This is a genomic window from Jilunia laotingensis (genome assembly GCF_014385165.1).
In the GTDB taxonomy this organism is placed as follows: domain Bacteria; phylum Bacteroidota; class Bacteroidia; order Bacteroidales; family Bacteroidaceae; genus Bacteroides; species Bacteroides laotingensis.
Genome location: NZ_JACRTF010000001.1, coordinates 4,005,829 through 4,031,224 on the forward strand (window position 1 = coordinate 4,005,829; position 25,396 = coordinate 4,031,224).

Sequence of the window (25,396 nt, forward strand, 5' to 3'; positions counted from 1 at the left end):
GAAAGTGAAATGCACCGTTAAACAGCATTGTCACTTTCAACTTTCAATTCTTTACTTTCAACTAAACAATATGGTAAGTACCGGTTTTCAAATTCTTCTCTTTAACGGGATAGGCCGGATCGGCATATCCTAAAGCGACACAACCATACACTTTATGGTTTTCAGGTACTCCTAATGAGGTAATATATGCGCGTACTTCAGGATCATCACAAGTCGTACCCAACTGATTGATCCAACAAGATCCGATGCCCAAGGAATGTGCGGTAAGAAACATATTTTCAATTGCACAGGCACAGTCCATCGCTGCCCACCATTGAGTGGGATCATTGGACACGATCACCAAAGCCGGAGCATGATAATAGCAACAATAAGTCTGGCTATTTCCACGCTCTTGCAAATGCCGATCCTCACTTTTAGCAAAAGCACCTTTAATGTGCATATTGAGTTCTTCCAATTTTTGTGCATCTCGTATGGCTGTGAAATGCCACGTTTCCAAATGCATTCCGTTAGGAGCATACGCTCCGGCCTCTAAGATAGTCAATAAATCGTCTTTAGAGACTTGTCGAGCGGTATATGCACGTATACTACGACGAGATTTAATGTTTTCCAATACTTCATTTGTTTTCATATCATTATCTTTTTACTAATCCGATCTTTACATTCAGCTTAAAATAATAAGTCCCGTTTTCCTTTTCAAGAAAACCGTATTTGTCCTTATCTACCGAACCTTTTTCCAATCGCGTATTAAAGAATAGAAAATCTTCAAAAGTCTTCTTCTCCGATTTGTGATAACACAGTACGTCACCATTTCCATCAACTAGCAAAAGACCTTCGACAGCAGAATCCGTACCGTTATAAATCTTTGCCGGACGCATACCCAGTGCCAATGCCAAGAGAAACTGTTTTATTTTAAATTCATAGAATCCATGTTTATTGATCAGTTCCTCTTTAATCTTCAAGGGATTACTCTGCTTAATAGTTTCCGCCAGCTCACTGATTCGTGTAATGCCATCAAGATGCATGATCCGCACCATCTCCGCCAACATACGGGGGAAATGCAGATCGATCATCAACAAATTACAGCGAAACACGCGATCAGCAACGTCAGAATACTTAAGACTGCCACCCAACCGTTCTATCATCATCATGCGTTCGGCTACTTCATTTGGTGACTCAGGCAAAGCATTGATTTTATTCACTGTAGGTACGGCAAACTTTATACCCGTCTGTTCCAGTTTCAGATTAGCTGTACGACCGCCATCCAATAAGGGATTCATTATACTGAGGCGCGAACGGACATTGAATCCGGTCAACGGAGCCTCTGGATGCCAAAATGCTACTGAAAAGTCCGTACGGTCATCTGTCTTAGCTTCGAGGTCGAAGATAGCAGCTTCATCTAAAAACTCCTCTACTCCATCGGGAGAGACGACATCATCGACAGAAGACGACTTAACGGCTTGAAGAATCAGCCCGGCAACCGTATGGAAATCTTCACGGGGAACACGCTTATCCATGTTTTCGCCTACAATATGGATATCATCTTTTTCGATATAATAACGACGTGTGCCATCATGCTCTTCACGCTGTACCATGGCTACAGGCCATTGGTTAGCATCATTCTTTTTCGTTTGCGAAGTCCCCAACGAGACCTTTCCATCCGCCAGCAGACGGAAGAAAGCATATAGTTCGCTCCATTCTCTTTTTGTTGCTTCAAATGCCATATATGTGTTATTTTATAAACTGCAAGTAGTTATTCCAGGAACTGCTATCCATGGGATGCGTGGTCGATGTATTTCCATGGCTTCGGCAATTGAAGGCAATTTCCCAGCACGGGCAATAGCCACAGGAACCCGGGGAGTGATGACAATGTACCGTCCTGTCCAACATGCATCAAACCAAGCAGGATTACCCGGTTGCTTCTTAATAGGAAAACGTAGATTCTCCCCCTTCTCACGCATCATCGCAGAACGACCGGGATCGTTAATCCATACATATTTATCATCGATGCCCCGTAGAACGATCCAATGACGATGGCTACCCGGCTGCAATATTCCGCGGGTAGAACCACGATGACTGATATTTATCAATACAGGAATTCCCTCATCGATATATTTTCGTAATGCCCGGTAGTCCTTGTCCATAAAATGCTCAGCACTTTCCATATGCTCATAATAACGTGCCAATGAATCTATTTCAAAGGCGTAATAACCTCCCTGAGCTATAGTAGTCCTCCGTTTAAAGGGTGCGCGTTTCTTCAAAAAGTAATTCTTCTGATATTCCACAAGCTTGGCTTCTGCTTCCGAATCCGTACGGCAACTGTCGGCCGTCATCCCTTTGAAATAATCGAATACCATCAAAGATGAAGCTAAAGAGCAATGGGAATAGGGACATCCACTGATTTTCTGCGAATACCAAGGCAAAGGAATATCATTGGGAGCCAACTGTTGTGCATACATGGTTGTCCCAGAAAAAACAAGTAACATCAAACAAAAATAAAATATCTTCTTACTCATGATCTGTTTCATTGTGCGCAAAGATAAGTAAAACCAATAAAACAAACGTCGAGCGCAAAAAACTATTTCCAATTCTCAATGTTATATAAGTATAGTTAACTTACTAAATAATAGAATTATGGATAATAAAGAAAATCTGATCAGCATCAAAGAAGTCCCGGGTGGTCCTTACATTATAAAGGGAGAATTCAAAATAACCACAAAAGACGGGCTGGAGACTATATTGCAAGGTACAAACGCTTTATGCCGTTGCGGGCATTCGAAGAACAAACCCTTCTGCGACGGGACACATGGAAAGATACATTTTGAAAAAGAAGAATAGGCTTCACAAATATATTCCATAGGTTCAATGCGTGTATATTGTGTAGAGACTACCTAACAGTAATACACGCATTTAGGGATATTCAGTAAATCCTATAAAATTAGCCAACTAATTCATACTAAAAGTATTGCGAATTAGTTGGCTTTTTTGTATCTTTAGGTATTCCCCCTAAAATACGGTTTGCCGGCCAAAACGGGGGAAATATCCACACTAAGATATGGCGAAGATACAAAATATTTCAGAAATTCACCCTACTTTAGGGTTTCCAGAATTCGATATTCTGGAAAAATATCGTAAGAGTTTTCATGCGAGTGAACTTGGCAGTCTTCATTCCGTGTTTCCGTTCGAGAGTATAGCCAAAGAGACAGGCCTTTCACAATCCCGCTTGGGTCGCAGGAACTGTTTCAGTCCTTCCGCGAAGATAGCCCTTATGGTACTGAAGGCTTATACCGGATTCTCTGACAGGCTGCTGGTAGAACATCTTAACGGAAACATACACTATCAGTTGTTCTGTGGTATCATGATAGACCCGTCCTGCCCCATAACCAACTACAAGATAATCAGCGCTATCCGTAATGAGGTTGCATCCCGTCTTGACATCGACTCCCTTCAGAAGATTCTTGCCTCACACTGGAAGCCTTATCTTGAGAACCTTCACGTGTGTATGGCCGATGCCACATGCTATGAAAGTCATATGCGTTTTCCTACGGACATGAAGCTCCTTTGGGAAAGCATCGAATGGCTCTACCGGCATGTCTGCATGCATTGTGGGAAACTCGGCATAAGGCGTCCCCGTAACAAATACACAGATGTTGCAGCATCCTATCTGTCCTATTGTAAGAAAAGAAAGAGGAAGGCTTCGAGGACAAGAATGCTGAAGCGTCGCATGATCAGACTCCTGGAAAAACTCATCATGCAACGGGATGACATTCACAGAGAACACGGCTCTTTACTCAAATATACACAGGATTATCAGAAACGGCTTTCCATAATCAGCAAGGTCCTTGTACAGGAAAAGAAACTCTTTGAAGGCAGGAAGGTCAGTGACCGTATTGTCAGTATTGACCGTCATTACGTACACCCTATCGTAAGAGGTAAGGAAGTAAAATCTGTAGAGTTCGGTGCAAAGGTTAATAACATACAGATAGATGGAATCTCATTCATCGAACACGTCTCTTTCAAGGCATTCAATGAGGGTATACGTCTGAAGGATTGTATCCATATGCATCAGAAACTGATGAATGTGAGGGTCAGATGTGTGGCCGCCGATTCCATATACGCCAATAATGCCAACAGGAAGTTCTGTACAAAATATGGGATATCAACCTCCTTTGTACGCAAGGGAAGAGCTGCAAAGGACGAGGCGGTGAGGAAGGCTCTCAGGAGTGAACTCTCGAGGGAAAGAGCCACCAGGCTTGAAGGCAGTTTCGGTACGCAAAAACAGCATTATTCGCTATCGAAAATCAAAGCACGGAACAGGAAAACAGAAATCCTGTGGATTTTCTTTGGGATACATACGGCAAACGCAATATTGATGATTGATAAAATCAAAAACGGACAGAAGAAAGCTGCATAGCATAAGTATAAAGAATCTATTAGAAGAAGTCTCAGGCTTCTTCCGGAACATCATGCCCAAAAGGAGAAGATTTTAGGTCAGAGAGAAAAAATAGATAATAAAAATGGCATATGAGATGATATGAACAAAGCATCTTCATAGGCCATTTTATGTTTTTAAAGACATTTACTGAATGTCCCCATTTATTTTTAAAGCACAGACTTATTATTTTTTCGAATGAGTGTTTCTCCGGCTACTCATTTTCACGGTCATCCACGATTCGGGCAGTTTCGACTTTTTCAAGCCGCGCACGCAAACGAGGCATCATGGATTGACGGATACGGAGTGTCATACAGCAATCCATGTCATAAGATTGGCTCAGTATCTCAGGCTCCTCCTCTTTTACAATACGCATAACGTCATTCATAAATGGATATTCAAAAAGCACGGTCACTTCCTCATCCACCGTTTTCTCTATAATCGTAGCTGCAACGATTGCTTCAGAGGCAGCAGCTCTGTAGGCTACAATCAATCCGCTTGTACCTAATTTGATTCCCCCAAAATAACGAATTACAACAATAAGTATGTCGGTCAACTCGTTAGAATTGATTTGCCCGAGGATCGGTTTACCAGCTGTACCGGAAGGCTCTCCGTTATCATTGGCACGAAAATCTTTCCGTTCATGCCCTAACATATATGCATAACAAACATGACGGGCATCATAATATTTCTTCTGATAAATTTCAAGATATGCTTTGATTTCTTCATGGGTGCGAACAGGCACTGCGATAGCAATAAACTTGCTTCGCTTTTCAGTATAGATACCTTCGGAAGGTTCAGCGATTGTTTTGTAAGTATCTTCCATGTGTGCAAAGATACTCATTTAATATAAAATAAAAAATAGGCTGTACATACCTTATATTTTGATATAAGAAGATGTACAACCTATCTGTAATTTCTATCTTTCTAATTAATCCAATTTATGAATTATAATTCCAGAACGAAGTTTAGGCTCGAACCATGTAGTTTTAGGAGGCATAATATTACCTGTATCAGCAATATCCATCAACTGTTTCATTGAAACAGGATAGAGTGCCAATGCCACTTTCATTTCACCACTGTCCACACGTTTGCTTAATTCTCCTAATCCGCGGATACCACCCACAAAATCGATTCGCTTATCAGAACGAAGGTCTTTTATACCCAATATTTCATCCAAAATCAAATTGGAAGAGATGGTTACGTCCAATACCCCGATCGGATCGTTATCGTTGTAAGTACCCGCTTTGGCAGTGAGGCTATACCACTTGCCATCCAGATAAAGAGCAAAGTTATGCAATGCATTCGGCTTATAGATTTCCGTTCCCTTTTCCTCTACAATAAAATTCTTTTCAAGAGCGGCAAGGAATTGAGCTGGAGTCAATCCATTCAAGTCTTTAACTACGCGGTTATAATCAATAATCGTAAGTTGGTTTGCCGGGAAGCATACAGCCATAAAATAGTTATATTCCTCATCCCCCTTATGGTTCGGATTCTGTTTTGCTTTTTCGGCACCTACCAAAGCAGCTGCAGCAGAACGATGGTGCCCATCAGCAATATACAAAGCAGGCATTTTGGCAAATTCTGCTGTGATGGCAGCAATATCTTCAGCTTGATCTATCACCCAGAAAGTATGTCCAAATCCATCCCCGGGCGCAATAAAGTCATAAACAGGTTTTTGTGCAGTATATTTCCGAACAATCGCGTCAAGAGCATCATTGTCCGGATAAGCAAAGAATACCGGTTCGATATTCGCATTGTTCACACGAACATGTTTCATACGGTCTTCCTCCTTATCACGACGGGTCAGTTCATGCTTTTTGATGACACCATTCATATAATCGGGGACATATGCTCCTACTACCAAACCATATTGAGTTTTCCCGTTCATTGTCTGGGCATAAATGTAATAGTTTTCCTTGCCATCTTGCACCAGCCAACCTTCATCTTGAAATTTCTGAAAATTTTCGGCAGCCTTCTCATAAACACGGGCATCGTGTTCATCTGTACCCACCGGAAAATCAATTTCAGGTTTTATAATATGATAAAGTGATTTTTCATTTCCCGTTGCTTCCGCACGAGCTTCTTCAGAATTCAGCACATCATAAGGACGTGACGCTACTTGTTCTACCAGATTCTGCGGAGGACGTATACCTTTAAAAGGTTTAATAACAGCCATAATAAGGTTTATATTTAATATTATAAAGATTATTTCTTATTGACACGGAATTTCTCACAACCGTCTTTAAGGAATCCAACGATTTGTGCTGCTGCAGCGATCCCTGCATTAATGTTTGCTTCCGCAGTCTGTGCCCCCATCTTTTTCGGGGTTGAGAAATAGCGTCCGGCAAACAGTTCTGCAAACTTAGCATTGGCAGCAGGCATGATATCGGTGATATATTTGAAATCAGGACGATCTTCCATCAATTTGATCAATTCATCTTCATTGATCACTTCCTTGCGTGCAGTATTCAGCAAGATTGCACCTTTCGGCATGTCTTTCAGCAATGCATAATTGATTGAATTCTTCGTTTCGGCCGTAGCAGGAATGTGAAGAGATACGATATTACATGTTTTGTATAGTTCTTCAGCAGAGCCGACAGCCTTTACACCGTCTTTTTCGATGACTTCTTTCGGGCAAAAAGCATCATAAGCATAAATTTCCATACCAAAACCTTTGGCGACACGTGCAACATTGCGTCCTACGTTACCATAAGCATGTATACCTAATTTCTTACCCATAAGTTCCGTTCCGGAAGTTCCGTTATAGAAATTACGAACAGCATACACCAACAAACCTAAAGCAAGTTCGGCAACTGCATTGGAGTTCTGTCCAGGAGTATTCATCACGCAAACGCCATGAGCCGTAGCGGCATCCAGATCGACATTATCATAACCGGCACCGGCACGAACGACAATCTTCAGTTCCTTAGCAGCATCGAGTACTTCCGCATCAATAATATCACTACGAATAATTATGGCATTAGCATCTTTAACTGCTTCGAGCAACTGTGCTTTATCTGTATATTTTTCAAGTAAAGCAAGCTCATATCCGGCTGCTTCGATCTCTTTACGGATTCCGTCTACTGCAACTTTTGCAAACGGTTTTTCTGTAGCTACTAGTACTTTCATAAATTCTTTGTGTTTTTTGAAAAAGAATCACCACAGATTCTACAGGTTTACACAGAGATTCCATATATGGTCAGTATCTGTGGAAACCGGTGCAATCTGTGGCGAATTAATATTATTTATGTAACTTCTCAAATTCTTGCATACAATCTACCAATGCCTGTACACTTTCGATCGGCATAGCGTTATAACATGACGCACGGAAACCACCTACAGAACGGTGTCCTTTAAGCCCCACCATACCTCTTTCAGTAGCAAATTTCAAGAAATCTGCTTCCAGATCCTTATATTCAGGAGCCATTACAAAGCAGATATTCATACGTGAACGATCTTTCTTATCGGTAACTGTACCTACAAACATCTTATTACGATCTATTTCACCATACAGCAGTTCTGCTTTTTCATTAGCACGACGATCCATTTCTTTCACACCGCCATTGGCTTTGATCCAACGTAAAGTCAGCATTGCAGCATAGATAGGCACTACCGGAGGAGTATTAAACATTGAACCGCCATCGATATGAGTCTGATAATTCAACATTGTAGGAATGTAACGAGATACTTTTCCTAAAGCATCGTTCTTCACGATAACGAAAGTAACACCCGCAGGAGCCAGATTCTTCTGGGCACCACCGTAAATACAAATATATTTTGAAACATCAATCGGACGAGAGAAAATATCAGATGACATATCACCGATCAATGGCACCGGAGAAACTGGATCTTCTTTCAACTCAGTACCGTATATTGTGTTATTAGTAGTAATGTGGAAATAATCCGCATCTGTAGGAATAGTATAATCTTTAGGGATATATGTATATGTAGCTTCAGCAGAAGAGGCCACCTCAACGACTTCACCAAAAGCTTTGGCTTCTTTCATCGCTTTTTTAGCCCATACACCCGTATTCAGGTAAGCAGCCTTTTTGTCAAGGAAGTTGTAAGGTACCATGCAGAATTCCAAACTGGCACCACCGCCTAAGAATAATACCGAATAACCTTCAGGGATATTGAGTAATTCCTTGAACAATGCTACTGCTTCATCGAGTACAGGTTGAAAGTCCTTAGCTCGATGGCTAATTTCCATCAGTGAGAGACCGGAACCATTGAAATCTAAAATAGCCTTCGCTGTATCCTCAATCACCTCACGCGGAAGGATGGAAGGTCCTGCATTGAAATTATACTTTTTCATTTGAAGTTTGTTTTTTGATTTAACATTTTGTTAGTTTATGTCTTTCGACATGGCGAAATTACGGATTTATTTAATTAAAACAAATCATTTCTAACAAAATTATCGTCCATTATGATATTTCGCTCGGTTTTTTCCTCATTTTTATTGGTTTATACAGGATATATGCACAAAATTGTCATATATGGATATCAGTAACAAACATTACAAACCAATGAGATAAAATCAGACATATTTCAATTACAATTCAGAAGTAAAAAGCAAACAAAAAAGAATATTTATTATTTTTATCCATATATACTGTTTTAAAGCATAAAAAAGAGAAGTTATTGCCAGTAAAATGGGTTTAGAATAGAAAGAAATAATATGGAAAGAGACAATAATGACCTTTTATACGGATATAATAATCAGAATATAGAGATTGATCCGGTTTCAATAAGAAAGTTATCTGCAAAGATTTGTTTTCGTAAAATAGTCCTCACTACACAGCATACATAGCAAGGACTATTTTGAATTTGTACTTAATCGGCCTCTTCAATCAAAGTTTTCATCCCTTTGATCTTTTCCCCCTGTATAAGTGTCATCAATTGTTTCACTTTACTACGGCGAACGGCAACAAAAGCATAATGTTCTTTCACATCGATAGTTCCCACATCCTCATGTGACAGATTACCTTTTTTGTACAGAAAACCGGCAATGTCCATTTTACTCAATTTATCCTTCTTCCCTTTACCTATATATAATGTAACCCAAAGTGATTTTGGCGGGCGGGAAATTTTTTCCGGCAATTCAAAAGTTTCAATTTCCGAAGGAATATATTCAGGCACTTTTTCTTCTTCATTTAAAATCAGATAAGAAGTGCCGGTCGCATCCCAGCGGGCAGTACGGCCATTGCGATGAGTGAAAGCTTCCTCGTTGACCGGCATATGATAATGGATAATATGTTCCACCTCGGGAATATCGAGCCCACGCGCTGCCAAGTCGGTAGAAATAAGAACATGACAGCTCCCGTTTCGGAACTTATATAGCGCGCGTTCTCTATCCGGTTGTTCCATCCCTCCATGAAAGCGTTCATTATACAACCCTTTTTCTGTAAGCAAACTGCCGATTCTATCAACAGCATCCCGATGATTGCAAAAAACAATTGTGGAAGTATTTCCAAGCGTACAAAGCAGTTTATAAAGCGTATCTATTTTATCCTTTGCCGGAGAAATGACTTTCTTCAGTGTCAAACGAGGTTTTTCTCCGGCTGAATCGGAAAGGAAATTCAATTTAATAGTGCGGTTCAATCCCGTAAATTGAGGAATTTCTTCGGCATCTGTGGCAGAAAGCAAAATACGTCTCTTCAAACCGGGAAGTTGCGCGATAATTTCCGCCATTTCGTCATGAAAGCCAAATTCCAACGATTTGTCGAATTCATCAATGATCAGGGTATGAATGGTGTCCGGATCAAAATTCCCTTTTGATAAATGGTCGGTAATACGTCCCGGCGTACCGATTATGACAGCCGGATGATTGCCTAAAATACTTTTCTTTTCTTCACTGATGGGATGGCCTCCGTAACAACAACAAGTTTTCCATGAAGTGTTCATTGATTTAAATACAGAATCAATTTGCAAAGCTAGTTCACGGGAAGGTACCAGAATAAGCACTTGTATCGTATGATCACCCGGTTTTAATAGTCGGAGCAACGGTAAAAGAAAAGCTAACGTTTTACCCGAACCTGTGGGAGAAAGCAATATGACGTCCTTATCTTTCGAAACAGCATCAAGAGCTGCCTCCTGCATAGGATTAAGCGTTTCTATCTTTAGATTTTGCAACGCTGTCCGTATCAATTCATTATTTTGTATCATAATATATATGGGTAGATAAAAAAACCGGCATGTGACATTCTATCACCTGCCGGTATATATAACAGTATATTATCTTACTTGTTTTAAGAAACCGTCCTGACTTTATAGAGGTCCTTTTCAGTTTCCAAACAAGTTCGATTACAATTACCCTCCAAAGTTATCGAACATCAAGTTCTTAGCAGGAACACCCAGATCGTCAAGCATCTTTTCAACTGCCTTAGACATCGGGCCAGGACCACACATATAATATTCGATATCTTCCGGAGCTTCATGATTCTTCAGATAAGTCTCATAGATCACCTGATGAACAAAGCCGGCCGTATAGCTAACCCCTGCTGCATCGGCTGCAGGATCCGGACGGTCAAGCGCAAGATGGAATTTGAAATTCGGGAAATCCTTTTCAATTTGCAAGAAATCTTCTAAATAGAACACTTCATTCAAAGCACGAGCGCCATAGAAGTAATTCATAGTCCGGTCAGTGACATGGAGTGTCTTCGTCAAGTGCATAATCTGCGCACGTAACGGAGCCATTCCGGCACCACCACCGATCCACATCATTTCATTCTTAGTATCAAGAATCGGATGGAAATCTCCGTAAGGACCACTCATAGTAACTTTATCACCCGGTTTCAAAGTGAAAATATAAGATGAAGCTATACCCGGCATTACGTCCATAAATCCAGGTCCTTGATCTTTTGGTTTGAAAGGAGGAGTGGCAATACGTACTGTCAGCATGATACGATCACCTTCCGCAGGATAGTTGGCCATAGAATAAGCACGAATTGTCTCCTCATCGTTCTTACATTTCAAGCCCATCAATCCGAATTTTTCCCATGCAGGAAGATATTCATCGCCAATCAGGCTCTTGTCTATGTCCTTATCATAATCCATTGAGAACTTAGGAATCTTAATCTGTGCATAAGAACCGGGAATAAAGTCCATATGTTCACCTTTAGGAAGTGCCACGATAAATTCTTTGATGAATGTAGCCACATTCTTATTGGAGATCACTTCGCATTCCCACTCTTTTACACCGAGGATAGACTCGTCGATCTTCACCGACATGTCGTTTTTCACTTTCACCTGACAGCCCAAACGCCAATGGTCGGCCTGCTGTTTCCGTGAGAAATGAACTTTTTCAGTCGGCAGAATCTCACCGCCACCTTCAGGAACTTGACAGCGGCACTGCCCGCATGAACCTTTACCACCACAAGCCGATGAAAGGAATATGCCGTTAGCTGACAATGTGCCAAGCAATGTACCACCAGGGGCGGTTTCCAGTTTTTGTTCACCGTTCATCGTAATCGTAACCTCGCCCGAAGGAGTCAAATACCCCTTAGCAACGAGCAGTATAATGACAAGCAGGAGAATTACGCCCAGGAATACTCCGATGCTCGCTAATATTAAAGACGTCATTGTTTTATTCTTTTTACTTTAGTTATAATTTCAATCCAGAGAAACACATAAAGGCCATAGCCATCAGTCCCACAGTGATAAACGTAATACCCAGACCACGCAAAGGAGCGGGAACATCAGAGTAAGCCATCTTTTCACGGATAGCAGCCAAGCCTACAATAGCCAGTAACCAACCGATACCTGAACCCAATGCATACACAGTGGCACTTCCTAAGCCTGTAATAGCTTGAGGGTTAGATGGGTCCATCGTAATTCTTTGTTGCATAAACAGAGAGGCACCCATGATGGCACAGTTTACAGCAATCAAAGGCAGGAATATACCCAATGAAGCATATAATGAGGGACTAAAGCGTTCAACCACCATTTCTACCAACTGAACAATACCTGCGATAACGGCAATAAAGAGAATAAAACTTAGGAAGCTGAGATCAACCCCTTCAATAAGGGCATTAGCAGCCAGCACCTTTGTCTGAAGCAAATAGTTCACAGGAAGCGTAACAACCAACACAAAAGTTACCGCAATACCCAAACCTACAGCAGTCTTCACATTCTTCGACACGGCAAGGTATGAACACATACCCAGGAAGAAAGCGAATATCATGTTGTCCACAAATATGGAGCGGACGAATAAACTTAATAATTGTTCCATAATCATTTTAAATTAAGAATTAAAAAAAATCAGGATGAAGAATCAAACTGCGCCCATCTACAGGCAGTGACTTGGCTACTCGGAGCCTCCTCCATTCATCATTTTCTCATTCTCCATTAATATTAGTTTTCCTGCAATTCTTTATGTTTAGCACGCTGGTACCAGATAATGCAAGCAACAATGATCAATGCCATAGGAGGCATTAACATCAAACCGTTATTCAAGTATCCCATATTATAGAATGCTTCCGGTATAATGCGGAAGTTCAGCAAAGTGCCCGAACCCAGCAATTCACGGAAGAAAGCTACGATAATCAGAATTTTAGCATATCCCAGCCCATTACCAACTCCGTCAAGGAATGATTCCCATGGGGCATTCGCCATCGCAAATGCTTCCAGACGTCCCATCAGGATACAGTTAGTAATAATCAAGCCTACATAAACCGAAAGCTGCACACTTACATCATAAGCGAATGCTTTCAAAATCTCACTTACTATTGTTACAAGTGCAGCGACCACAACCAACTGCACGATGATACGGATACGGTTAGGAATCGTCTTACGCAACATGGAGATTACCACATTAGAAAAAGCCGTAATCACAGTTACAGAAAGACCCATCACGATAGCCGGTTCCAACTTAGCTGTCACAGCCAGTGCCGAACAAATACCAAGCACCTGTACGGTTACGGGGTTGTTCAGTCCCAGCGGAGTTGAGAATACTTCTTTATTCTTTTTAGAAAATAATTGGCTCATATTCTATCGTTCCTCCTTAATTATTAGTTAAAAATTTATCATACTGACCCAAGCATGCCTTCAACATGGCATCTACTCCTTTAGAAGTGATCGTACCTCCCGAGATACCATCTACCTGATATGCAGGATCGGTTACTTTACCATTTTTCTCTACGGCCAGAGCTACTTGGTTATCTTTCATAACCTTCTTTCCGGTGAACTCGCTTTGAAAACCAACAGTGGCTATTTCGGCACCAAGTCCCGGAGTCTCACTTGCATGCGAGAAGTAAACACCGTAAACGGTATCTTTATCAGCATCCAAAGCAACATATCCCCAGATGGCTCCCCATAGTCCTGCACCATATACAGGGATTACATACTTAGTCTGTCCGTCTATTTCAGCAACAAACACATGTAACCGGTTCTTCTCTTTCGCTTCTTTCTCATAGCTGATAGAGAAGCCATCCAAATTCTCGGTAAGGCTGCCATCGACATTCATCAGCATGTCACCCTTTATATACTTATTATATTCGGCATCAGCATCCTTCACGTCCTTGATGTTCAAAGCTGCCAATATCTGCTTCTTAGTATCCAGCTCCTGGTTCTTGTTCTGAATGTCTTTCAGTGAAGAACTAACGAATGCCAGCAGGAATGCTACGATAACAACCATTACCGAAGCATAAATGATAGTATAAGAATTACTATTTGTATTCATCTTTTCTGTTCGGTTTAATTGTTAGACTTAACGGTACGTTTCTCACGGCGACTGATATTACTCTGTACCACACAGTAGTCAATCAACGGAGCAAAAATGTTCATCAATAAGATGGCAAGCATCATGCCTTCCGGGTAACCAGGATTAAGCACACGGATAATAATAGCCATAGCACCGATCAGGAAACCGAAAATATACTTACCTGTTTCCGTACGGGCAGATGTCACAGGGTCGGTAGCCATGAATACGGCACCAAAACAGAAACCGCCCAATACAAGGTGTTCATACCAAGGCATGTGAGCCATAGCTGTGTCAGGTCCAACCGTATTGAATATCCAACCCATAAAAGCTCCTCCTACAAATACCGAGAACATTGTCTTCCAGCTCGCAATGCCTGTCCAAAGCAACAAGATAGCTCCCAATGCAATGGCAATCACACTCGTTTCACCGATAGAACCCGGGATAAGACCGGTCACCATATCCCATGAGAATGGAGGATAGGCATTAGGATCAGTAGCGGTAGAGGCAATTCCCAAAGAAGTAGCGGCAGTCATTCCATCTACGCTTTTTCCGAGACCAAAAATGCTATCCTGCGCCACCCAAACAGCGTCACCGGACATTTTAGTAGGATATGCAAAGAATAAAAACGCACGGGTTACCAATGCAACATTAAACACGTTCATACCCGTACCACCGAATACTTCCTTCGCAAAAATTACAGAGAATGCAACTGCTATGGCAAGAATCCACAACGGACAGTCAACCGGTACAATCATCGGTATCAAGATACCCGAAACGAGAAAACCTTCCTGGATTTCTTCTTTCTTCCATTGGGCAACGACGAACTCAATGCCAAGACCGACTACATAAGACACTATAATTTTGGGCAATACAGCCAAAAAACCATAGATAAACATATCCAGGAAGCTGCCTTCGATTCCTGTATGAGTGAAATGCTGGTACCCTACGTTGTACATACCGAACAACAGAGCCGGTATCAACGAAATAACCACAATCGACATGATGCGCTTGCTATCAATGGCGTCGTGGATGTGCGTTCCCGTTTTCGAAGTAGTGTTGGGCACGAACAGGAATGTCTCGAAGCCATCGAACACAGAACGAAACGCGTGGAGTTTGCCGCCTTCTTCAAAGTTCGGCTTTATCTTGTCGAGATAATTTCTTAACGCTTTCATTAATAATTTTGAATTATAAAATTTTGAATTATGAATTACATCATTTCGGCACGAAGCATGTCAAGCCCGGCACGAACAATGCGTTGCAGTTCCAATTTGGATGAATCGACAAATTCGCACAGAGCAAAGTCTTCAGGCGCTACTTCATAGATTCCCAAAGCTTCCATGCGGTCAATATCTCCGGCAATGATAGCTTTAATCAAAAACTCCGGCAGAATATCCATAGGGAATACCTTATCATATTCGCCCGACATAATCATGTGGCGTTCGCCACCTTTTACACGAGCATCAAGGGTATATTCTTTTTTCGCCATCAACCAGCTGAAATACGAACGATTTACACTGTACTGATCAAAACGCGGCTTGATCCATCCTAACATTTCATGGATATCGTTGCCTTCCGGGATAACGGTCAGCTGGCTATCAAATGCGCCAAGGAATCCGTTAGCAGGGATAAGCTTACCGGTCAGGACGTTGCCACTGATGTAACGCAGTTCTTTGTCTTTCGTCACGTTTCCCGCGAAAATATTAGTCAACAAGGCTCCTACACGCAATTTGCAATATGCAGGTTTCAAAACTTCGGAACCTGTCACTGCTACGGTACGAGTCATATCCACACGTCCTGTGTTCAGCAATCGCCCAATGAAAATAACAACCTGAGGATCGACAGTCCATACAGTTTCGCCTTTCACAACCGGTGCAACGTGGTTAATCTGTACCCCCACGTTCCCAGCAGGGTTCGGTCCGTCGAAAGCGGTAATAGTAACATTCTTAGCCTGAGTAAGAGCTGCAGATTTCTGATTTACACTAATACCAAGATAAGTTTTGGCTATTTTTGCCAATGCATCAAGACCTGTTTGAAAATTTGTCTCCTCTCCCTTCAAAACGAATTCAAAATCAGGAGCTAACGGATTGCTGTCAAAAGCTGATACGAAGATCCCCTTGGGAGTAACCGTCGGATCAGCGATTACAGCGTACGGGCGCTGCTTGATAAAAGCAAACATACCGGACTGCAATAGTAGCTCTTTCACTTTGTCGGCATTTAGCTGGGCAACATTCTGCTTGCCGAACTCTTCATAGTCCTGCTCAACAGCGGCTTCCACAACGATGTTCATCACCTTACGGCGAGCCCCGCGCTCCACGCTTGTTACCACGCCGCTAACGGGCGAAACAAATTTCACTTCAGGATGATTCTTGTCGATAAACAAGGGTCCTCCGGCCATCACATATTCCTGTTCTTTAACAACCACTTTCGGGGTCACTCCAGGAAAGTCGTCGGGAACAAGTGCATAGAATCCCGGTTCTTTCACTGCAACAATCTCCTGCGCAGCTTTACCTTTCAGGTTGATGTCAAGGCCTTTACGTAACTTTATTACATTTGCCATGTGATATATAAAATAATGGTTTCATTAATTTGCCTGCAAAAGTAATAAATAATAATGTGAAAAGGGAGGAAAAGGAAAAGGAAATAAGGAGAAATTTCCGTAATCACATTTGTTAACGTTCACGGCACTTATATTGCTGATAAAAAACGTAGCCCCGATGTCCGTAAACATAGGGGCTAAAAGATATCATAAACCAAGATAATTTCTCCTCAAATGAAAGTAAATTATCCTCGGAGAATAATCACTTTCCCTCCGGGGATTGTTCATCTTGATCATCGAAAATGCACATGTCTTTATTTTAATATGTATTTTATTGGTTCAAACTACCGTTCAAACTCTTTTTTGAGTTTCCTCGTTACTCCCTGATATACAGATCATAGCAAAGGCAGTGACCGTTCAAAGTACCGTTCAAGTTTTTACAGCCTTTTTTCGCGCATTCTTGCCCTCCGGAGAGGCTCATAATTGCTGCTAAAATCCGACTCGTTTTTCAAGCTCGAAAAGGTTACTCTTCCGGGGCAAACATCGGATCCCATGCAGGAAGCCTGATAGGTTTCTGTTTTAATATATCCAAGACTTTTGCGGTTGCAAACTTCTTTTCCACAACCAGACGGAACATGTACTCGTCAAACCATCGATCGGTCATAATGAGATGTCCTTTGTAGCCGGCACCTGCGCCCCAACTATTTTCAACCATCCATTTTACAGGTTTCCCGTCTTTGGCAATATCTACAGCCATCAGCGTCATAGCATGGCTGGAACCACTTGAAAAAGATTGGACTCGTTGTTTTTTATCCATTCCGAACGTTGTCCCCATCAAAGATTCATAGTCATAGTTATTGACATCAAGCAATCCTCTTTCCGAATTAAGGAATTTTCCTACATCGCAGGAGAAATACATCATTGTACTATCTTTCAATGAAGCGATGGCCATTTCCTTGATCTCTTCTACCGGCAGATTCACATACAGCCAATTGTGTCCATCGTAACGATGGCGATCAAAATCGATTTCATAACATTTATAATATTCGCGACTCGGATCATTCATCAACATCACATAGTTGGAAATTAAATTGACATCACCGTATTTTTCCAAGAAAGTCATCGGGGTATACTGCGCTGTTTCTACCGGTTCTCCCTTCTCGTCATAACGGGTCCAAGTAAATTCAGTGGGAGGCACTCCCAAGTTCAATACCAACATACGATAAATAGTACCCAGCATTTCTATCTTACTTTTTTCAAGTGCCGCAGGTTTAGCACCCGCGAGAGCCTGTTCACGCAGTTTCAGACCAAATTCGCGCAATTTCAATGAGATAAGATTGGCCATTCGTGCCGTATTATCGCTGCTGTTGGTTTCCGGCATTATATCTTTGGGAACCAAGCCATATTTTCCTACAATATCGGCAACACCGGTAAACGTACCACCGTCACTCAACGGATTGCGGAACAGCCATTCCACCATTTTATCATCCATCGGCTTCTCGCGCGTATCGATTACTCCCTGAAGAAACAAATTTGCTTTCTCCAACTGGTCGTAAAAGAAAGGATAAACTTGAGAAAACTCAAACTCTCCCAATCCATACTTCGCTATTGCCTTGGCACGCATCACGTTCAGTCCGGTAAAAAGCCAACACCGTCCTGAAGATTTCTGGTCTGTGATCCCTTTGGAATCGACTCTGATAGAGAAATGAGTATCCATTCCTGTTTGATTCTCCTGATTCAACGCCAGCTTACGGATGTCGTTGTTGCCGATAGCATTACGCAATGCCTTGTCCGACGGAGTACCTTGATAACTCTGTTTGATCTGTTTCAGCATTTCATCGCTGATTCCACCCTTATCTTGCTGAGCCTGCATGGAAATGAATGAAGCGGCAAGAACAAATAGTGACAAAAGTCGTTTATTCATATTAGAATGTTATTAAGTTATGATGAGTTACGAGTAGTGAACTACAAACTCGTAACCAGTGATTCGTTTTTGCAAAAATAACATCCTTTTTTGGAACTTTTAGCCATTCCTTTAGATTTATTATCTATTTGCGCGAAAACTATTCCAAATAAAACGGTTTTCTTTGCACCCACATTCATAATTGAATATGAAAAGATATATACTGGGCATATGCCTGATACTGCTCCCTGCCTTGGGACTATTCGCTCAAGAAGAGGGTATTACATTTGTGAAAGACGGCAAACTGAAAGTCAACACTGTTTTCAATCCTGACAGCTTGAACCAGGATAGTACTCCCAAATTGTCAAAGCGGGAATTACGCCAGCAACGGGTTGCCAAACGAAACCTTCACTACAACATATTAGGAGGCCCCAGTTATACTCCCGACTTTGGTGTCCTCATCGGGGGTAGTGCGCTCATGACATTCCGTATGAACCCCAGTGATACAACCCAACAACGTTCGGTTGTCCCTATGGCCATTGCATTTATGTTCAACGGAGGACTGAATCTGTTTTCAAAGCCACAACTATTCTTCAAAGGCGACCGTTTCCGTATTTTCGGCCAGTTCAGTTATAAAAACACCCAAGAGAATTTCTACGGTGTCGGCTATACCACAAATAAAGATTACATCCGAAGCGATACCACCAGCCAATACAGGTATAGCGGTGTGCAAGTAAACCCGTGGTTCCTCTTCCGCTTAGGCGAAAGCAACTTCTTTGCCGGTCCCCAAGTAGACATCAACTACGACAAAATGCACAAACCTGCCAAATATCTGGTGAGTCAGCCCTCTTACATCGATGCCGGAGGAACGGCTGAAGGATATAGTAATTTCAGTGCCGGCCTTGGATTTTTGTTAACTTATGACACCCGGGATGTTCCGGCCAATGCATATAAAGGGATCTACCTTGACTTCCGGGGGGTAATGTATGAAAAGTTCTTCGGCAGTGATAACGAATTTTATCGTCTTGAAATAGACTATCGCCAATATAAGACAGTAGGCCGCCGCAAAGTAATCGCTTGGACGGCTCAGACAAAAAACGTCTTTGGAGATGTGCCATTAAACAAGTATGCGCTCAGCGGTACTCCCTTCGACCTGCGCGGCTACTACATGGGGCAATACCGTGATAAATCATCTCATGTCGTCATGGCCGAATATCGTCAAATGTTTAATACCGACAAAGCCAACTGGGTGAAGAAAATGATCAGTCATTTGGGCTTCGTCGCTTGGGGCGGATGTGGCTTTATGGGTCCCACCCCTACCAAGATAGAAGGCGTACTTCCCAATTTTGGCGTAGGACTCCGTATCGAAGTCCAACCACGCATGAATGTGCGACTCGATATCGGTCGGAATATGGTAAACAAACAGAATTTATTCTATTTCAACATGACAGAAGCATTTTAAGAGAAAGAGAGAGCGTTTCATGATTTTTTTCTTTATATTTGCAAGATATTACACAACCTAACAAGCAGATATTAAAAAGATGAATCATATTCGCGGATTATACGCTCTCCCTCTTTTCCTGTTTTGTATGTTATCACTCACAGGACATGCCCAAGATATCAGCAATTATTCAAAGCTATCGCAGACAGATTATACCAATATCACTCTTCCCCCACTCGATCTACTTTTTGAAAATGCCAAGAATGGTCCCGTTTACGAACTTGCGGACGTCAAAACAGAAATCGAACGAAAGTTACTTGCCAAAGAGAAACGCGCTTTCCTCGGCTTTTTTAGCTTGAGAGGAAGTTATCAATACGGAATGTTTGGTAACGAATCGACCTACACCGATGTAGCCCTTGCTCCCTATTTAACGTATACTACCCAAGCACAAAACGGCTATACCGTGGGTGCGGGTGTCAACATCCCCCTCGACGGACTTCTCGACCTGAAATCGCGTATAAAACGCCAAAAACTAAATGTACAAAGTGCGGAGTTGGAAAGAGAAGTCAAATTTGAAGAAATAAAACGAGAAATCATTGAATTGTATACCACCGCCACCTCGCAACTGAGTGTTCTTAAGCTACGTGCCGAAGCGCTCGAACTCGCCAGCCTGCAATACGAAATAGCAGAGAAGAACTTCACGAACAGCGTAATCGATTCCGGTGAGTTGTCCGTGGAGAAACAACGTCAATCAGTGGCTATGGAAGCATTCGAAAAGAGCAAGTTCGAACTTACACGAAGCCTGATGATACTTGAAGTCATCACACGGACTCCCATACTCAAGAAGTAAAATTCTGATAAAAAAATCACATAAAACATCCTCCAAATGGACTATATATTATACATGTTTCGATCACTATACCGCGTACGCTGGTGGGTAATTTTGGGTACCGTACTTGTAACGACCTTGATTTATTTCAAAACCAAAAACATGCGCGGCACATACGATGTCCAAACAACCCTTTACACAGGTGTCGTTTCCGGTTATAGTATCGAAGACAATAATACCGGCATAAATTATGCGCTCGCCCAAAATGCCATCGACAATCTGATAAACATCATACAGGCCGAAAGCACACTCAAACGAGTTTCAATCCGCCTATTCTCACGTGTCCTGGTCGAAGGAAGTCCCACAAAAGATCAAAATCAGATTACTTCCGCCTGCTATAACTACACCTACAATCACATGAAAAACAGTCCTCATGGGAAAGAACTTATAGCCCTGATCGACAAAAACAGTGTGGATAAAACAATGGAAAATTTCATGAAATATGAAAAGCCCGACATCAATAACTACATCTACGGTCTCTTTTATTTCCAACACCCCTATTATAGCCTCGAAGCATTAAGAAAAGTCAAAGTAAACCGTTTGGGAAACAGTGACCTGCTCAAAGTCGGCTATGCTTCTTCAGACCCGGGCATCGCATATAATACCATCGAAATACTGATGAAAGAGTTTGTACATGAATACCGAATCTTGCGATATGGAGAGACGGACAAAGTCATTGAATTCTTCAAATCGCAACTGGATAGTATCGGCAGACAACTCGCTGACGAAGAAGACAACCTGACCCAATATAATGTTGAAAACAGGATCATCAATTACTATGATGAAACCAAAGAAATCGCTGCCATCAATAAGGAGTTTGAATTGAGGGAACAAGACGTGAAACTGGCTTACAACAGTTCTAAAGCGATGTTGGAAGAGCTTGAACGACAAATGGACAGTAACACGAAACAAGCCATTACCAACCTGAGCCTGATAGAAAAGCTCAAACAGGCATCCGATCTAACCGGTAAAATCTCAGAGATGGAAACCGTATCCGACAATACGACCGAATCCGCACGAAAATTAAAAGAATATAAAGATAGTCTCAGGCAAATCCGAAAAGACATGTCGGAAATATCCAGCCAATATGTAGGGAGTAAATATAGCCAAAGTGGCCTTGCGCGTACCAATATCGTGGAGCAATGGCTCGATCAGACCTTATTGTACGAGAAAGCCAAAGCGGAAATGGAGATCGTGCAACAGAGCCGCAATAACTTGAACCAGAAGTACGAGTTTTACGCACCTGTAGGGACTACCATCAAGAGAAAGGAGCGGAGTATCAGCTTCTCCGAGCATAGCTATCTTACCACTCTCCAAAGCTATAACGAAGCACTGATGCGTAAGAAGAGCCTTGAAATGACCTCCGCATCATTAAAGGTACTCAACCCGCCTGCTTATCCTATCACGACGAGTCCTACTAACCGTACGAAGATCCGGGTAATCGCATGCATAGGGAGTTTTCTACTGATATTCGGTTTCTTTGTGATGGTAGAACTGATTGACCGTACTCTCAGAGACAGTGTACGCACCCGGAAGCTCACAGGGTGTCCGATCATCGGGACTTTCCCGGGGAAAATGCATCTCAACCCTTATACCAAAACCTTTGACAATCATTCCATCCGTTCACTGAGTAGCTCTATCCTACGCTTTTTTACGCATAGAGAACCGGGCAAACCTTACATCCTCAACTTACTTAGCATAGAAGACGGAAGCGGAAGAACAGATATAGCCGAACAATTGGAAAAATACTGGCAAAGCATCGGACTCAAAATAAGGCACATTTCCGACGGTGTAGATTTTCATTCGGACTCTTCACGTTATCTGATGGCTAAAAACATCACAGATCTCTATACACCAGGAAACGAAGATATACTCATAGTGGAATATCCTCAGTTAGACCGTGCCAACATCCCTACTCCATTGCTATTAGAAGCACAGCTGAACGTATTGGTCGTTTCTGCCAATTACGGTTGGAAGACAATGGACAAGATCAATTTACACAGGCTGGAAGAGCAATTGGGAGCAACTCCCTACATTTGCCTGAACCATGCCCCCAAATATGATTTAGAGAACTTCACAGGCATGCTTCCTCCGTATACTCCGTGGCACCGTTTCACGTATCGCCTCTCTCAATTAGCATTAACGGAAAGTTTTGTACACTGGACCTTGCACTGGAGAAATAAAAGCCCCAAGACCGCTACCAGAAAACCAACAATAATAAATGACGACGACGAATAGCATATCTTCCCAGAGCGCAACATTACCGGAGAAGAGTTATTCAGAATCCAGTTTTTATGTTTTATTCGCTCTTCAATTCCTGATAGTTGCCGCTGGTATGTTTGCCGATGTCAAAACGGGTGTCGTCACTCTATTGTTGATGTTGGTCATGACACCCATCGTGCTGATACGCTGTTCTTCCAAAGGTTTCGATCTGACACATGCCCGCAACGGCATGATGACTCTTTTTGCCGTATCCGGAGTGTATTACCTTTTACAGATTGGCAATCCCAACAATGTGCAGGAAGCCTGGAATGTGAGTATCACCCATTATTGGTTCTATCCCTTTGCTCTTTCATTGATGATCCCCGTAGCCATACGCGACCGTAAAGGGATAGAATGGTTGCTTTTTATCTGGTCGGTTTTCATACTGATAGCCAGCATGAAAGGTTATTGGCAGAAGAACCATGGATTCAACGACCGTGAACGCTATTTCTTATTTGTATTGGGCGGATTTCGTACCCACATCATCTGGTCGGGCATTCGTTATTTCTCCTTCTTTTCGGACGCGGCAAATTATGGTGTACATTCAGCCATGGCACTCACCACTTTCGCGATCTCGGCATTTTTCGTACGCCAGTGGTGGATGAAGCTATATTTCATCCTGATTTCCGTTTGTGCCTTTTACGGCATCGCCATTTCCGGGACCCGCGCTGCGGTAGCCGTGCCTCTAGCCGGAATACTACTTTACGCACTTATATCCCGCAATTGGAAAAGTATCCTTATCAGTATTATCTCATTATCGGCCGTTTTCTGCTTTTTCTATTTTACCAATATCGGAGACAGCAACCAATACATCCGTAAAATGCGGTCGGCATTCCGTCCTTCCAAAGATGCGTCCTATCTCACCCGCGTGGAAAACAGAAAAAAGATGAAAGAACTCATGGCAGACAGGCCGTTCGGCTATGGCCTGGGATTGTCCAAAGGGGAACGCTTTGCTCCCAAAGACTTGATGCCGTATCCCCCGGACTCTTGGTTGGTCAGCGTGTGGGTAGAAACGGGAATCGTAGGGTTGGTCATCTATCTGCTTGTTCACGGAGTACTGTTTGCCTGGTGTTCCTGGATACTACTCTTCAAGATCATGAGCAAGCAACTACGAGGACTTTTGGCCGCATGGCTATGCATGAATGCAGGATTTTTTGTTTCCGCCTATGCCAACGACGTAATGCAATATCCCAACTCTATCGTCGTTTATACAGGATTCGCCCTCTGCTTTGCAGGCCCTTATATCGACAAAACAATGCAAGAGCAAACCGAACAGAGAGAACTTGAAAAAAAGAAGAAAAAAGGAAATAAACAGTTTCTGTGGGCATGAACAAAACACCAGTCATATCTTTTATCACTATCTGCTACAACGGATTTAAAGATACTTGTGAATTGATAGACTCTTTGCAAGCAACCATCCACTCGGTAGATTATGAGATTATTGTCGTTGACAATGCTTCGCGGCAAAACGAAGCAGAGAAAATAGAAAAACGTTATCCTTCGGTACTCACCATTCGAAGTTTAACAAATCGAGGCTTCTCCGGAGGCAACAACCTGGGAATCAATATCGCTAAAGGAAAATATCTTTTCCTTATCAATAATGATACATATATGGAAGCAGACGGACTCCCCTCGCTGATCGAACGTCTTGAAAGCCATCCCGCCATCGGTGCAGTTTCTCCTCTGATTCGTTTTGCCGCATCCCCTCAACATATCCAGTTTGCCGGTTTTACGCCACTATCCGGTATTACATTACGCAATAGGTCCATCGGTTACAATTGTACTGATGATAAAACGTTTCATACAGCACATCCCAGTCCGTATCTGCACGGAGCGGCCATGCTTGTAAAACGTGAAGTGATTGCACGCATAGGACTGATGCCTGAGATCTACTTTTTGTATTATGAAGAATTGGACTGGTGTACGGCAATGACGCACGCAGGCTATGAGCTATGGTATGAGCCATCTTGTACGGTATTCCATAAAGAGAGCCAAAGCACTGGCCAGCTCAGCACATTGCGTACTTATTATTTGACCCGCAATCGCCTTTTATATGCATGGCGAAACTTGACGGGCATACAGCGTATGCTCTCCATAGGATATCAAATCACTTTAGCGGCCGGTAAAAGTAGCTTCACTTATCTTCTTCAGCGGCAACCGAAGCTGTCGGCAGCCGTTTGGCGTGGTGTATTTGCCTTTTTCAATCTTCCACACAAAACAAAATAAACCATTC

At 42.3% G+C, this 25,396-nt stretch carries 22 protein-coding genes; 7 read left to right on the plus strand and 15 right to left on the minus strand.

Annotated elements, in window-relative coordinates; translation table 11 throughout:
• Positions 1-61: 61 nt before the first annotated feature.
• Genes H8744_RS15720 through H8744_RS15730 form a run of 3 tightly spaced genes read right to left on the minus strand, consistent with a single transcriptional unit; the run spans position 62 to position 2,483 of the window.
• Positions 62-628, minus strand: coding sequence for a nitroreductase family protein (locus H8744_RS15720; RefSeq protein ID WP_262435747.1), 567 nt, complete (start codon positions 626-628; stop codon positions 62-64).
• Positions 629-632: 4 nt separating this feature from the next.
• On the minus strand, positions 633-1,721 hold the full coding sequence (locus H8744_RS15725; RefSeq protein WP_262435748.1) for an HpaII family restriction endonuclease: 1,089 nt from the start codon (positions 1,719-1,721) through the stop codon (positions 633-635).
• A gap of 12 nt (positions 1,722-1,733) precedes the next feature.
• Positions 1,734-2,483, minus strand: coding sequence for a C39 family peptidase (locus tag H8744_RS15730; RefSeq protein ID WP_305067521.1), 750 nt, complete (start codon positions 2,481-2,483; stop codon positions 1,734-1,736).
• Positions 2,484-2,631: 148 nt separating this feature from the next.
• Here H8744_RS15730 and H8744_RS15735 point away from each other — a divergent pair, with 148 nt between their 5' ends.
• A complete protein-coding gene (locus H8744_RS15735; protein ID WP_262435750.1) occupies positions 2,632-2,835 on the plus strand; it encodes a CDGSH iron-sulfur domain-containing protein in 204 nt (67 codons plus the stop codon).
• Between the two features lie 217 nt (positions 2,836-3,052).
• Positions 3,053-4,411, plus strand: coding sequence for a transposase (locus H8744_RS15740; RefSeq protein ID WP_262435751.1), 1,359 nt, complete (start codon positions 3,053-3,055; stop codon positions 4,409-4,411).
• Between the two features lie 232 nt (positions 4,412-4,643).
• Here the strand turns inward: H8744_RS15740 and H8744_RS15745 are convergent, their stop codons facing one another.
• From H8744_RS15745 to H8744_RS15800, 12 genes are all read right to left on the minus strand, one after another.
• Positions 4,644-5,255, minus strand: coding sequence for an IMPACT family protein (locus tag H8744_RS15745; RefSeq protein WP_305067522.1), 612 nt, complete (start codon positions 5,253-5,255; stop codon positions 4,644-4,646).
• Between the two features lie 105 nt (positions 5,256-5,360).
• Complete coding sequence (locus H8744_RS15750) at positions 5,361-6,608, minus strand: DUF1015 domain-containing protein (protein ID WP_262435753.1); 1,248 nt, start codon at positions 6,606-6,608, stop codon at positions 5,361-5,363.
• Between the two features lie 29 nt (positions 6,609-6,637).
• Positions 6,638-7,561, minus strand: a complete 924-nt coding sequence (locus H8744_RS15755) for an NAD(P)-dependent oxidoreductase (protein ID WP_262435754.1) — start codon at positions 7,559-7,561, stop codon at positions 6,638-6,640.
• A 112-nt stretch (positions 7,562-7,673) separates the two neighbouring features.
• Positions 7,674-8,747 (minus strand): 3-phosphoserine/phosphohydroxythreonine transaminase, encoded by a 1,074-nt coding sequence (gene serC / locus H8744_RS15760; protein WP_262435755.1) that lies wholly within the window; start codon positions 8,745-8,747, stop codon positions 7,674-7,676.
• 518 nt (positions 8,748-9,265) lie between these two features.
• On the minus strand, positions 9,266-10,597 hold the full coding sequence (locus H8744_RS15765) for a DEAD/DEAH box helicase (protein WP_262435756.1): 1,332 nt from the start codon (positions 10,595-10,597) through the stop codon (positions 9,266-9,268).
• A 144-nt stretch (positions 10,598-10,741) separates the two neighbouring features.
• Positions 10,742-12,013, minus strand: coding sequence for an NADH:ubiquinone reductase (Na(+)-transporting) subunit F (nqrF, locus tag H8744_RS15770; protein ID WP_262435757.1), 1,272 nt, complete (start codon positions 12,011-12,013; stop codon positions 10,742-10,744).
• A gap of 22 nt (positions 12,014-12,035) precedes the next feature.
• A complete protein-coding gene (gene nqrE / locus H8744_RS15775; RefSeq protein ID WP_262435758.1) occupies positions 12,036-12,662 on the minus strand; it encodes an NADH:ubiquinone reductase (Na(+)-transporting) subunit E in 627 nt (208 codons plus the stop codon).
• A 122-nt stretch (positions 12,663-12,784) separates the two neighbouring features.
• Positions 12,785-13,417, minus strand: a complete 633-nt coding sequence (locus tag H8744_RS15780; protein ID WP_262435759.1) for an NADH:ubiquinone reductase (Na(+)-transporting) subunit D — start codon at positions 13,415-13,417, stop codon at positions 12,785-12,787.
• A gap of 16 nt (positions 13,418-13,433) precedes the next feature.
• Positions 13,434-14,111 (minus strand): Na(+)-translocating NADH-quinone reductase subunit C, encoded by a 678-nt coding sequence (locus H8744_RS15785; protein WP_262435760.1) that lies wholly within the window; start codon positions 14,109-14,111, stop codon positions 13,434-13,436.
• Between the two features lie 14 nt (positions 14,112-14,125).
• Complete coding sequence (locus tag H8744_RS15790; RefSeq protein WP_262435761.1) at positions 14,126-15,304, minus strand: NADH:ubiquinone reductase (Na(+)-transporting) subunit B; 1,179 nt, start codon at positions 15,302-15,304, stop codon at positions 14,126-14,128.
• 35 nt (positions 15,305-15,339) lie between these two features.
• A complete protein-coding gene (locus H8744_RS15795; protein WP_262435762.1) occupies positions 15,340-16,689 on the minus strand; it encodes a Na(+)-translocating NADH-quinone reductase subunit A in 1,350 nt (449 codons plus the stop codon).
• 502 nt (positions 16,690-17,191) lie between these two features.
• Complete coding sequence (locus H8744_RS15800) at positions 17,192-18,592, minus strand: C1 family peptidase (RefSeq protein ID WP_262435763.1); 1,401 nt, start codon at positions 18,590-18,592, stop codon at positions 17,192-17,194.
• A gap of 187 nt (positions 18,593-18,779) precedes the next feature.
• Here H8744_RS15800 and H8744_RS15805 point away from each other — a divergent pair, with 187 nt between their 5' ends.
• From H8744_RS15805 to H8744_RS15825, 5 genes are all read left to right on the plus strand, one after another.
• Positions 18,780-20,033, plus strand: a complete 1,254-nt coding sequence (locus H8744_RS15805; protein WP_262435764.1) for a BamA/TamA family outer membrane protein — start codon at positions 18,780-18,782, stop codon at positions 20,031-20,033.
• A gap of 127 nt (positions 20,034-20,160) precedes the next feature.
• Positions 20,161-20,862, plus strand: a complete 702-nt coding sequence (locus H8744_RS15810) for a TolC family protein (protein ID WP_305067523.1) — start codon at positions 20,161-20,163, stop codon at positions 20,860-20,862.
• Between the two features lie 36 nt (positions 20,863-20,898).
• Complete coding sequence (locus tag H8744_RS15815) at positions 20,899-23,139, plus strand: GumC family protein (RefSeq protein ID WP_262435766.1); 2,241 nt, start codon at positions 20,899-20,901, stop codon at positions 23,137-23,139.
• Entirely contained in the window at positions 23,123-24,493 is a 1,371-nt protein-coding gene (locus H8744_RS15820) for an O-antigen ligase family protein (RefSeq protein WP_262435767.1), read from the plus strand. Before H8744_RS15815 ends, H8744_RS15820 begins: the two co-directional genes overlap by 17 nt.
• The gene (locus H8744_RS15825; protein WP_262435768.1) at positions 24,490-25,389 is read left to right on the plus strand and encodes a glycosyltransferase family 2 protein; all 900 of its coding nucleotides are present in this window, start codon (positions 24,490-24,492) and stop codon (positions 25,387-25,389) included. Before H8744_RS15820 ends, H8744_RS15825 begins: the two co-directional genes overlap by 4 nt.
• Positions 25,390-25,396: the final 7 nt, after the last annotated feature.